This window comes from Wolbachia endosymbiont (group A) of Ischnus inquisitorius (genome assembly GCF_964026985.1).
GTDB classification, from domain to species: Bacteria; Pseudomonadota; Alphaproteobacteria; order Rickettsiales; family Anaplasmataceae; genus Wolbachia; species Wolbachia pipientis.
In genome coordinates this window covers 1,358,483-1,369,153 of the sequence record NZ_OZ034715.1, presented here as the reverse complement: position 1 = coordinate 1,369,153, position 10,671 = coordinate 1,358,483, and the positions used below count along the sequence as shown (strand labels likewise).

The 10,671-nt window shown below is 35.8% G+C and carries 11 protein-coding genes and 2 pseudogenes; 8 read left to right on the top strand and 5 right to left on the bottom strand.

What is annotated here, in order from left to right:
- The first annotated feature begins 403 nt into the window (after nucleotides 1-403).
- A complete protein-coding gene (locus AAGD90_RS07115; RefSeq protein WP_341821921.1) occupies nucleotides 404-1,222 on the top strand; it encodes a transporter associated domain-containing protein in 819 nt (272 codons plus the stop codon).
- 66 nt (nucleotides 1,223-1,288) lie between these two features.
- Here AAGD90_RS07115 and AAGD90_RS07110 read toward each other — a convergent pair whose 3' ends face one another.
- Nucleotides 1,289-1,543, bottom strand: coding sequence for a hypothetical protein (locus AAGD90_RS07110; protein ID WP_410529980.1), 255 nt, complete (start codon nucleotides 1,541-1,543; stop codon nucleotides 1,289-1,291).
- Nucleotides 1,544-1,647: 104 nt separating this feature from the next.
- Complete coding sequence (locus AAGD90_RS07105; RefSeq protein ID WP_341821920.1) at nucleotides 1,648-1,947, bottom strand: hypothetical protein; 300 nt, start codon at nucleotides 1,945-1,947, stop codon at nucleotides 1,648-1,650.
- Between the two features lie 133 nt (nucleotides 1,948-2,080).
- Between AAGD90_RS07105 and purM the strand changes: the two genes are divergently transcribed.
- Nucleotides 2,081-3,118, top strand: a complete 1,038-nt coding sequence (gene purM / locus AAGD90_RS07100) for a phosphoribosylformylglycinamidine cyclo-ligase (protein WP_007549277.1) — start codon at nucleotides 2,081-2,083, stop codon at nucleotides 3,116-3,118.
- Here the strand turns inward: purM and purC are convergent.
- On the bottom strand, nucleotides 3,115-3,837 hold the full coding sequence (gene purC, locus AAGD90_RS07095; RefSeq protein WP_010081959.1) for a phosphoribosylaminoimidazolesuccinocarboxamide synthase: 723 nt from the start codon (nucleotides 3,835-3,837) through the stop codon (nucleotides 3,115-3,117). The two genes, purM and purC, sit on opposite strands and share 4 nt — an antisense overlap.
- Before the next feature lie 74 nt (nucleotides 3,838-3,911).
- On the opposite strand from purC, the gene trmD reads away from it, so the two are divergent.
- Nucleotides 3,912-4,622 (top strand): tRNA (guanosine(37)-N1)-methyltransferase TrmD, encoded by a 711-nt coding sequence (gene trmD / locus AAGD90_RS07090; protein WP_007549279.1) that lies wholly within the window; start codon nucleotides 3,912-3,914, stop codon nucleotides 4,620-4,622.
- Nucleotides 4,606-4,983 carry a 50S ribosomal protein L19 gene (gene rplS, locus AAGD90_RS07085; protein WP_006279489.1) on the top strand — a complete coding sequence of 126 codons (378 nt, stop codon included), beginning with the start codon at nucleotides 4,606-4,608 and terminating at the stop codon, nucleotides 4,981-4,983. Before trmD ends, rplS begins: the two co-directional genes overlap by 17 nt.
- Nucleotides 4,984-5,031: 48 nt before the next feature.
- Here the strand turns inward: rplS and AAGD90_RS07080 are convergent, their stop codons facing one another.
- Nucleotides 5,032-5,214: a hypothetical protein gene (locus tag AAGD90_RS07080; RefSeq protein WP_341821919.1), complete on the bottom strand. Its 183-nt coding sequence runs from the start codon at nucleotides 5,212-5,214 to the stop codon at nucleotides 5,032-5,034.
- Nucleotides 5,215-5,262: 48 nt separating this feature from the next.
- Here AAGD90_RS07080 and pstA point away from each other — a divergent pair, with 48 nt between their 5' ends.
- The 3 genes and pseudogenes from pstA to AAGD90_RS07065 form a co-directional block, all read left to right on the top strand.
- On the top strand, nucleotides 5,263-6,513 hold the full coding sequence (gene pstA / locus AAGD90_RS07075; RefSeq protein ID WP_341821918.1) for a phosphate ABC transporter permease PstA: 1,251 nt from the start codon (nucleotides 5,263-5,265) through the stop codon (nucleotides 6,511-6,513).
- A 6-nt stretch (nucleotides 6,514-6,519) separates the two neighbouring features.
- Entirely contained in the window at nucleotides 6,520-7,317 is a 798-nt protein-coding gene (locus AAGD90_RS07070) for a phosphoribosylformylglycinamidine synthase subunit PurQ (protein ID WP_264373734.1), read from the top strand.
- 758 nt (nucleotides 7,318-8,075) lie between these two features.
- Nucleotides 8,076-8,303, top strand: a pseudogene (locus AAGD90_RS07065) (hypothetical protein); the annotation flags it as partial.
- Between the two features lie 28 nt (nucleotides 8,304-8,331).
- Here the strand turns inward: AAGD90_RS07065 and AAGD90_RS07060 are convergent.
- Nucleotides 8,332-9,191, bottom strand: a protein-coding gene (locus AAGD90_RS07060) for an IS630 family transposase (RefSeq protein WP_341821861.1) whose coding sequence is annotated in 2 segments (ribosomal slippage) — nucleotides 8,332-8,867 and nucleotides 8,867-9,191 — 861 coding nt in all. Because the reading frame shifts where the segments join, the coding sequence is not laid out codon by codon here.
- A 56-nt stretch (nucleotides 9,192-9,247) separates the two neighbouring features.
- On the opposite strand from AAGD90_RS07060, the pseudogene terL reads away from it, so the two are divergent.
- Nucleotides 9,248-10,480, top strand: a pseudogene (terL, locus tag AAGD90_RS07055) (phage terminase large subunit); the annotation flags it as partial.
- Nucleotides 10,481-10,671: the final 191 nt, after the last annotated feature.

Genomic DNA, 10,671 nt, shown 5'->3' with positions numbered 1-10,671 from the left:
ATCTATTCTATTTATTCTTTTGTATATTAAAGTATAGTAATAATAATAGTTCTATCAATAACTTGTTACTAACTTAAAGTTCAGTAAAAATTGGCGTTGTTCAACTTGTGGATAAATATGTGAGTAACTTTCGTATATTATTGATTTTCTGTTATGATTTATGTGTATAAGTAAGGTGTTTAGAGTGTTAGTAATTTTCTTTTATGGAAAATACTTTACCATCATGCATTGTTACACAACTATGTATATGTTGTTGAAAAAGTTGTTGATCAATTGTTGGTATTTTATATCAACAAATAATTCACAAATTAATTTGACATTATTCACATGCTTATTAAACATTTAATAACAGTTTTCTTGATAAATCTAATCTGAAAACGTTTTTGCCATTACAGGGAATAAATTGAGTAAAAAAAGAACCTTAGTAGAAAAAATAGCATATAGAATTTTTCTCTTCCTTTTCAAAAAAGCTTCTGTGTTGAAAAAGTGTGCGACTGAGGCATTAATGAAAGATCTGCCAGAACTTAATATATTTAATGGTCTATTAAAATTCCGCGATTGTGGTATAATGGATATAATGACTCCACGTACAGAGATATGCGCAGTAGACATTGAGTCAAGCGAGCGTGAAATAATAAAGAAGATAAAAAACACTTGCCACACTAAAATACCAATTTATAAAAATAACTTTGATAACGTAATAGGCTTTTTTTATGTAAAAGATGTTATTTTTAATAGGGATAAAAATTTTAATCTGAAACATATTATACAAAGCGTAATATTTGTTCCACCCTCGATGAAGACAACTAATCTTTTTGTTAGGATGAACTCTTCTAAATCATGCTTAGCTATCGTATTGGATGAATATGGTGGAACTGATGGTTTAATTTCAATGACTGATCTTATAGAGGAACTAATACCAAACATTGATAGTGAAAACGAAATAAATTCAGAATATACCATTACTGAATTGTCTCAAAATAAGTTTGAAGTATCAGCAAGGGCTCTTATAAAAGATATAGAAGAGGATCTAAAAATAGAATTACGTGACCCTGAAGAAGACTATGTTACACTTGGTGGTTTGATTCTTTCGATTGCTGGTAAAGTGCCTTCTGTAGATGAAGTCATTAAATATAAAAATGGTATGAAGTTTATCATCAAAGATGCAAATGAGCGCTACATTAATAAAATAGTACTAGACTTAAGTGATTACAAAAATTAGATTTGGTACCCCTTGTCGGGGAATGCCTTGACACGAAGAAAAAGTTGTAATAACCAAATATGCAACTCAAGTTATAGTTAAACCTATTTCCAGCAAATTATTTTCGCAAGTATAATGCATTTCAGTGTTATAGTACTCTAATAATAAAGAGGTCATATAGATATTAATATCTTTTGTATTTAAATTAGTGTCATTTTTTTTGATTAATTTGTCTACTAATGATTTGCTTATTGGTTTGTGTTCATTTAGAATTTTTATAGTTAATAGCATTTTATCTTCTGTTTGACTCAGTAAAACAGATACTAGTTCAACTTCCGCCACTGCACTGGCTATAGTTAGCACCATATTAGAAATTATCTTATTTATCTTTTCAATTAAATCTTCCTTATTTTTTGCAGAGTATGCGTCTATTTTCCACGTAAGCTTTACTTTTTTTTTTTTTTTAATAAATAATTTTCGATATTAGATTTGGTCTTATCAAAGCTATAATTATCCATTGAAGAAGAATATGCCTGCTTCATAACTTTATGTTTATATATTAAATCATCGGAGCTTTCTTTAAGAAACAACAACGCTTCCTTCTGCGCATCAGCATCATTCTTATCTATTACTTCAAGCTCTTCTACGCCAAACGTTATTCCATTCATAGAGTTAGCAAAGTCATGAAGCAGCCGTCCTGATAGCAGTTCCGTTATTAACAGTATGTTTTTGGTATTTTCGTTCATTGGATAATTATAAATGATTTAAGTTACCCTATATTGGTAAGTATATAATAGTCAATTAAGAGAAAGTTTCGTTGCACTTTTTATATCAAGGCATTAATATAGTATTAACAATTTTAAAATTTATAAAAGGATTATGAATACTTATACCAGATCAGGAATAGATATTGAACTATATAATAAGTTAATAAAAGAAGTCAAGCCTATTGCTCAAGAAACTACTAGAGAAGAAGTAATCAGCGAAATAGGTTCATTTTCTGCGTTATTTGATTTTGCTGCACTAAGTAAGAAGTATGACCATCCAGTACTCGTTTCCTCAACTGATGGAGTAGGTACGAAACTGTTGATAGCTCAAGAAGTGAATAAACATGATACTATAGGTATAGATTTAGTTGCAATGTGTGTAAATGACTTACTTGCACAAGGAGCAACGCCTTTGTTTTTCCTTGATTACTTTGCAACAGGCGTTTTGACCAAAGATGTTTTATTATCTGTGGTTAAGGGCATTGCAGAGGGGTGCAAGCAAGCTAAAATAGCATTGGTTGGTGGGGAAACTGCAGAAATGCCTGGAATGTATGGTAATAATCACTATGACCTTGCAGGGTTTGTGGTTGGTGTAGTTGATCGAAAGCAAATTCTTCCAAACTGTAGTATGATGAAAGCAGGTGATTATATAGTTGGCTTAGAGTCAAGTGGAATTCACTCAAATGGGTTTTCTTTAGTGCGCCATGTTTTCAAAAGCTTAGGTATAAATTATAACGATACATCTCTATGGAATAATAAATCTTGGAGTGAAATACTACTTGAACCAACAAAAATATATGTTGATTCTTTGCTGCCTATCATGTCACAAGTAAAAGGTATTGCGCACATCACGGGTGGTGGTTTGGTAGACAATATTCCGCGAATTCTTCCAAAAAACTTATTTGCAAACATAGACATTAATTCCTGGAAATGGCCAGATATATTTTTATGGCTAACAAAGGAGGGTAAAATAGAGAAGAAAGAAATGCTAAAAACATTTAATTGTGGTATTGGTATGGTATTGATCGTAAGTTCTGAGAATATGCAAAACGTGAAAAATCATTTCCAAAAACGTGGAGAAAAAATTGAAATTATTGGAAAACTTGATGAGGCATGTAACCCTCCACTTGATAGAGTAGTATTTAGTTAACCTAACTTTACTGACAGTCTTTTTGCAACTTCTAGGTATGCTTCCTTTAAATCTCCTAAATTCAAACGAAAGACATCTTTATCTAGCTTTTTATAAGTATTTTTATCCCATAATCTGCAGTTATCAGGGCTAATTTCATCAGCTAAAACGATTTTAGTACTGTCATTTATTAATCTGCCAAATTCTAACTTGAGATCAACTAAATATATACTTGCATTTGAAAATAGGTGAACTAATATTTCGTTGATTTTTAAAGTTGTAGTTTTAACTTCATCCATTTCTTTGCTAGATAGCCAATCAAAATACAGTATGTGATTTTCACTTACCATTGGGTCGGCTAGGTCATCATTTTTGTAAAAAAAATCGATTATAGGAGATGCAAGCCTCTCACCTTCTTTGATATTAAAACGTTTGCAAAAGCTGCCAGCTGCGACATTTCTAACTACTACCTCAAGAGGTATTATCTTGAGTTTTTTGACTAGCTGTTCTCTTTCGTTTAGAGTTTTTATAAAGTGTGTGCTAATTTCTGCTTTCTCAAGCTTTTCCATGATAAAAGCACTAATATGATTATTAATTATTCCTTTACCATCGATTATTTCATATTTTTCCTTATTGAATGCTGTAACATCATCTTTAAAGTGCTGTATGACAATTGATAAGTCTTCAGTTTCAATAATGGCTTTCGCTTTACCTTCGTATATCGTTTTATTCAGTGACATGTTTAATTTAACTATATATTATATCAATTTACTATTCTTAGAGTATAGCCCCAAATAACTTAAAATAAACCTTAATGGCATTCAATGTTACAATATTAACCATATTCCCAGAAATGTTCCCGGGGTTTTTGAACTATTCTCTTGCCGGAAAAGCGTTAGAAAAAAAAATATGGAACCTTGAAGTAATAAATATTCGTTCTTTTGCGAAAGATAAACATTCAACTGTGGATGATGTTCCATATGGAGGTGGAGCAGGAATGGTTATGCGTTCTGATGTAGTTGGTGATGCAGTAGATAGTATGCTCTCTGTTCATAAAAACACTAAGTTTATTTACATGACTCCATCTGGAACTAAGTTTAATCAGAATATTGCCAGAGAATTATTAGAGTTTCCTCATATAACAATATTGTGTGGTCGATTTGAAGGTATTGACCAAAGGATAATTGATGCGTATACTCCTTATGAGTTAAGTATTGGAGATTATATACTTTCAGGAGGTGAGCCAGCTGCAATGGTGGTTCTTGATGCATGCATTAGACTTCTTCCAGGTGTAGTAAATAATACCGATAGTATTACTGAAGAAAGTTTTAATTATGGTGGTGGTGTACTTGAATATCCTCAATATACTAGACCTGAGCAGTGGAAGGGATATAAAGTACCTGAGGTTTTGTTATCTGGCAATCACAAAAAAATAAGTGATTGGAGGCAGAAGCAGTCTCATGTTATAACAAAAAAGCGTAGGCCTGAATTATTGAGTGGAGAGATAAATGACAAATTTACTTAAAAAATTTAACGAACAGCAAATGCAAGTGTTAGCTAAAGAAATACCAGAATTTCGTCCTGGCGATGATTTGAAGGTCACTTTTAAAGTAGTTGACGGTACAAGTGAACGTATACAGATATTTGAAGGTGTATGTATATCAAAAAGGAACCGCGGGTTACATTCTTCTTTTGCAGTCAGAAAAGTGAGCCATGGAGAAAGTATAGTGTCTCAGTTTTTTGTTTATTCTCCTGCACTGGTTTCAGTGCAAGTGACAAGAAAAGGAAAGGTTCGTAGAGCAAAACTGTATTATCTGTGCAAACTATTTGGAAAAGCTGCAAGGATCAAAGAGCGTACTACTTATGTTAAAAAGAAATCTAAGTAGATACAATAGGGAGTGATGTCAATTGTGTCATCTCAGAACTCTCTCTTGTCATCCCAGTGTGTGACACACAACTGTACGAACATTGTGTTTGCCTCCCGCTGTGGTGTCATCCCAGTGCTCCGACACTGGGATCCAGCATTCATTATTCTCCTTTTGGTTTGTGCTTTCATGGAAAATGTAAAAATTATTTGCAGGCAAAGCCTGCTGGATCCCAGTGTCAGCTACTTGCATGACAAAAAAGGGGAAAGTTTTTTCAAATCCTCGTGTAAAGAAAAGTAAATGAGTATAAAGAAAAAATTCCTTAAATTACTTCAGTCAAGGCGTGTACATGCTCGTATAAAAAGGAAAAATAAAAAGAACAGAGCGCTACGCTTTTGTTCTTTCACGGCACTAGTTATCTCACTTGGCTGTCCTGTGTGTATATTGTTGAGTATATTAGTTAACTCTTACAGTGCCTTAACAGTAACGAAAATTTTATTGCCAGTTGAAATAAATGCTGATCTTGCTTTGGCGAGTAATCCTAGTGATTTGCGGTATAAGTCCATTGGCTTACTCAACGATTCTTTACGTAAGGTGTTTGGAGGAACTGATTTTAAAGACGGTGACGAAATTTTAAGTCGTAATTCTTACAAAGAACTAGAGAAATTTTTTCGTAAGAAAGTAAAAGATAGTGGTGAATATGAGATCTGGTTTACCGCGTCAAGTATAATTAATTCAATAAATAAAGATAAATATTTGAATGATCGTTATGCTAAATTACTTGATTGGCTAAAAGAAAAGAGGAGAGTGAAAAAATTTTTTAATAAGTCTTTATTCCTTAAATCTGACTCTCGTGAACCTGAGAATGCAGGGATTTTAGGGGCATTTATCGGTTCATTAATGACAATTATAGTGTGCCTAGCATTAGCATTACCAATAGGAATTATGTCGGGCATCTGTCTTTACGAATTTATGCCTAAAAATAGGCTAATGACTAATATTGTAGAAATTAGCATGAATAATCTTGCTGCAGTGCCTTCAATAATATTTGGTGTAGTGGGCTTAACTCTCTATCTTGGCATATTTGGGCTACCACGCTCTTCACCACTTGTTGGTGGAATGACTCTTTCATTTATGATGTTACCTAATATTATAATTGCAACAAAAAATGCCTTTGCGAATGTTCCTATTACGATAAAAGATGCAGCGTTTGCGCTCGGTGCACCTCACATCAAGGTGATATTAGATCACTCTTTACCGATTGCGTTACCAAGAATAATACATGGTACTGTGCTTGCAATTGCAAGGATTTTAGGTGAATCTTCTCCTTTACTTATGATGGGTATGGTGGCATTTATTGCTGATACACCTACGTCCTTTTTCGATCCGGCAACTGTTCTACCTGTGCAAATATACATATGGTCAAGCAATCCTGAAATTGCATTTGTTGAACTTGCTGCTATCGCAATTATAGCTTTATTATTGATGTTATTTGCGTTAAATTTAGTAGCAAATTTTGTAAAAAGGAAATTCGAATTTTTTAATTTTTAGCAATTCATGAAAATCACAGTCCTATCTGGTTATGGCTTAAATTGCGAAAAAGAAACTGCATTTGCATTTATGGAATGCAGCAGAAAACTTGGTATTGGTAATATTGAAGTAAAAATCGTTCACATTAACGATATCATAGATAATCCAGGTGAACTGAAATTAAGCAATATACTTGCAATTCCAGGGGGTTTTTCCTATGGTGATGACACTGGTGCTGGTAATGCGTTTGCTTTACGTATTAAAAACAACTTGTTGGATGAGTTTCAAGAGTTTTTATCTCAGGACAAGCTGATTATAGGAATATGTAATGGTTGTCAGATATTAGTAAAATTAATTCCAGAATTCTCTAGTCTAGCTTTAATCCATAATGATATAGGCAATTACCAATGCCGCTGGATTAGAGTGAGAGTTAATCCGCAGAGTAATTCTGTTTGGCTACGGGGTCTGAGTGAACTATATCTCCCTGTTGCTCATGGGGAAGGCAAATTTTTTATGGATCAAGATATTTTGAACCAATTGATTGAGAGCAATTCCACCGCATTACGTTACATTGATAAAAATGGCAACTATGCTAACCTACAATTTCCTTACAATCCGAATGGATCTACATACGACCTAGCAGCTTTATCAGATAAAAGTGGAAGAGTGCTAGCTTTAATGCCCCATCCAGAAAGGGGAATATTTTTTACCCAGCAAGATAATTGGCCCCTTGAAAAAGAAAAGAGCAAGCGTTTAGGTGTTGCTGTGCCAAAATATGGCGATGGAATGCTTATATTTGAAAATGCACTGAAGTATTTTTGTTAAAATTTATTGATAGGGATTTATGGTCGAAATTATCCCCTGATATTGCAAAAAACTTGCTTGACAAGCCTTGCCAGTCCCCTTATCATGAAACTGAGGCTATTTATTTATCTTCGCAATCTGTGCAGGTTAATGACAAAAAACTTAGGGTATTTGGCGTCTCATGTTTAATTTTTCGCACTACGTGCATCGCATGTCTTTAAAAATTTCTGGGTTTTTACCTATATAAGCCGAAACGCGCTTACAAAGCGTTTAAGACAGCGAAAAACGTCAAATTGACAAGGGAGAATTTGAATGCTAGCTACTACGGGGTTTCTTTGCCTTTTTTCCTGCTTAGTAAATTTCTTAAACACTTGCGGTGTAGGTTAGTTGCAAGTTAAAAGCAGCTAAATCGCTCTTAATCAAGCGTTTTAGAATAAAAAAAACGCCGATATTTTAGTACATAGTGAATAGCCAACCACCACGGGGCTTCTTTTGCCTTTTTTTTCGTTTGGTAAATTTCTTAACATTTATAGCTAAACAATAACCGTCATCCCGCTACGTGTTAGCGGGATCTAGAGATACCGTGACGGTATGACGGTCTGCGGCGGTATGACGGTTCGCGGTGGCATGACGATAAGCCTCGTCATCCCGCTACGTGTTAGCGGGATCTGCCGAGATACCGTGGCGGTATGACGTCTCGCTTGCAACCTATAGCCTTGTCATTCCAGTGCTCCTTTTTTTGTCATCCCAGCGTCACGCGCTGGTTTCAACATTATATCATGAACTTTCTAAAATTCATTGAGTTATGCTTTCAAACGGTAGTGCCGGGGTGTGAGTATAATAATTATCGGTACATAAAAGTCATAGCAGATAGGCTGGAAGCAGCGAGCGCTGGTGAAGTGAAACGAATAATATTCAATATGCCTCCGCGCTCGATGAAGTCCATATGTGTAAGTGTTGCGTGGCCCGCATGGATACTGGGAAATCAGCCAACTGCAAGAATAATATAGCATTTCTCATAATAGTCCGAATAGGTCATAGGAAGGCAGAATCAACAGCACGACGAAAGGATTCGAATAGAGGAATGTTTTTCCTGGCTCTGTTTTTTATAGCAAACCAATGATGCTCAATTTTGTTAAAATCTGGAGAATAAGGCGGCAGATACAAAATTTCTGCACCGACTCCTTTAGCGAGCTTGATAAGCTTATCAGACTTATGAAAAGTAGCATTATCAAGAATGACAGTTTGTCCAGGTTCTAAGATCGGTGCCAAAAATTGCTCAAACCATCCATTAAAAATATCCATATTACAGTGGCCTTCAAATGTTAATGGAGCAACTATCTTTCTTCTACTTAAGGCTGCAACCATGCTGATTCGTTGAGTTTTTTTTCCAGATTTTAGGGCATAAAATCGCTGTCCTTTCTGGCAATACCCATATGGATAGTCCTCCGTGTTATCAATCCCAGACTCATCTATATACACTAAGTTTTCTGGTTCTTTTGTTGCTATAATTTTTAAGAATTCAGCACGTTTTTCTTCGTTCCTTTCCTTGTATCCATATGTCTTTTTTTGCGCGTAAATCCAATTTTTCTGAGAGCTCGGTGGATCGTTTGGATACTAACGTTGCCCCAAAGTTTAGCCATTTCCGACAGAGTTTTTCTACCGTGTTTTTTAGCAAATTCGATAAACTTATTCCAGTCGATAATTTTCTGATTGTAACCTCCATTACTGAGTTTTTTTGACTGAAAGTCGCCTGTTTCTTTTTTTCTTTGCTGCCACTCCCACAAAGTAGTTCGTCCAATTTTAAATCTTGCTGCCACTGCTTCTCTGCTTTCCCCTTCGTCTAGTGCTTCCATTGCTTTTTTTCTTAAATCATAACTATATGCTGCCGGCATCCAACCTCCTTATCGCCATCTATCCTTAATCTTATCATATCCGGACTTCTGTGGAAAGAGCTATAGTTGCAAGCTACTCTCGGCTGCTTAGCGAAAAGCACTCGCTCGATACAAGATGCATAATGCAGTCTAGTTGGTATAGAGAGCTGTTTCCAGAGGTAGAACTATCCAAAGATCAGAATACCAAATACAAATTTCAAACAGTGCAGAGAGGATACAGAATCGCAACGTCAGTTGGAGGGACGTTAACGGGTGAAGGTGGTGATTTCATCATCGTGGATGATCCACTGAGTCCCGCCCAAGCTTTGAGTGAAACGTTTAGAAAGCGTGCTACAAATTGGTTTGACCAGACTTTAGTAGCCAGGCTCAACAATAGAAAAAAAGGAGTAATTGTTCTTGTGATGCATAGGCTCCACCTGGAAGATTTGACCGGACACCTTCTCTCCAAACCGAAAAGCATATGGCATCATATTTGTTTACCAATAATAGCTGAAAATAAGGAGATTACTTATTCAATCAAAAAGCCAGCGCCTCCTGTTCCTGTCACCAGAATAGCTTGGTCAACTATAAATGAGTACACCAGAAATAAAACAGCATTACCTGCAAAAATACTATACTTAAGAGAAGAAGGTCAGTTGCTATACCACCTAGATGGAGGAAAAGAAGAAGTTGAGATGATAAAGGTTGAACTTGGAAGTTACGCTTTTGCTGCACAATATCAACAAAACCCTCTGCCACTTTCAAGTGGTATAATTAAACGAGAGTGGCTGAAGCGCTATAGAAATTTTTCTGATAGTCTCTCATATGTCACTCAGAGCTGGGACACTGCAGTTTCAACAAGCAGCATGAGCAACTTTAGCGTCTGCACCACCTGGACAAAAGTGGGCAATAAATTCTATTTACTCGATGTATATCGCGCAAAGCTTGAGTATCCAAAGCTTAAAGAGCAAGTTCTGTCACTAGCTGCAAGATGGACACCGCACGCAATTTTAATCGAAGCAAAAACAAGTGGTCAGCAATTGGTGCAAGAGCTAAAAACAAACAGTGATTTACCAATTATCGAAATAGTACCACATGATGACAAACTCACTCGATTTTATCAAATTGTTCCGATTATAGAGTCTGGCAAGGTTTTTCTGCCGCACCAAGCAGTATGGCTGAACGATTTTGAGTATGAGATTTTAATGTTTCCTGAAACTCGACACGATGATCAAGTGGATAGTACCGTGCAATATTTGCAGTGGGTGAGAGATAGTAGCTCTAGGGTCGCAGCTTTACGGGCATTGTGATTTAAGCCTACCAGATCCAAGTAGTCAGCTACTTGCATGACACCCTGACAACCGTCATCCCGCTACGTGTTAGCGGGATCTAGAGATACCGCGAATGAATCGCGGTATGACGGTTCGTGGTGGTATGACAGTTCGTGGCGGTATGACGGTTCGCGGTGGCATGACGATAACTTCGTCATTCCGCTATGTGT

Excerpts from the sequence above, each read along its gene's own strand:
- AAGD90_RS07105 (WP_341821920.1), bottom strand. The coding sequence starts at position 1,947 with ATGAACGAAAATACCAAAAACATACTGTTAATAACGGAACTGCTATCA.
- purM (WP_007549277.1), top strand. The coding sequence starts at position 2,081 with ATGAATACTTATACCAGATCAGGAATAGATATTGAACTATATAATAAG.
- purC (WP_010081959.1), bottom strand. The coding sequence starts at position 3,837 with ATGTCACTGAATAAAACGATATACGAAGGTAAAGCGAAAGCCATTATT.
- trmD (WP_007549279.1), top strand. The coding sequence starts at position 3,912 with ATGGCATTCAATGTTACAATATTAACCATATTCCCAGAAATGTTCCCG.
- rplS (WP_006279489.1), top strand. The coding sequence starts at position 4,606 with ATGACAAATTTACTTAAAAAATTTAACGAACAGCAAATGCAAGTGTTA.
- AAGD90_RS07080 (WP_341821919.1), bottom strand. The coding sequence starts at position 5,214 with ATGCAAGTAGCTGACACTGGGATCCAGCAGGCTTTGCCTGCAAATAAT.
- pstA (WP_341821918.1), top strand. The coding sequence starts at position 5,263 with ATGAGTATAAAGAAAAAATTCCTTAAATTACTTCAGTCAAGGCGTGTA.
- AAGD90_RS07070 (WP_264373734.1), top strand. The coding sequence starts at position 6,520 with ATGAAAATCACAGTCCTATCTGGTTATGGCTTAAATTGCGAAAAAGAA.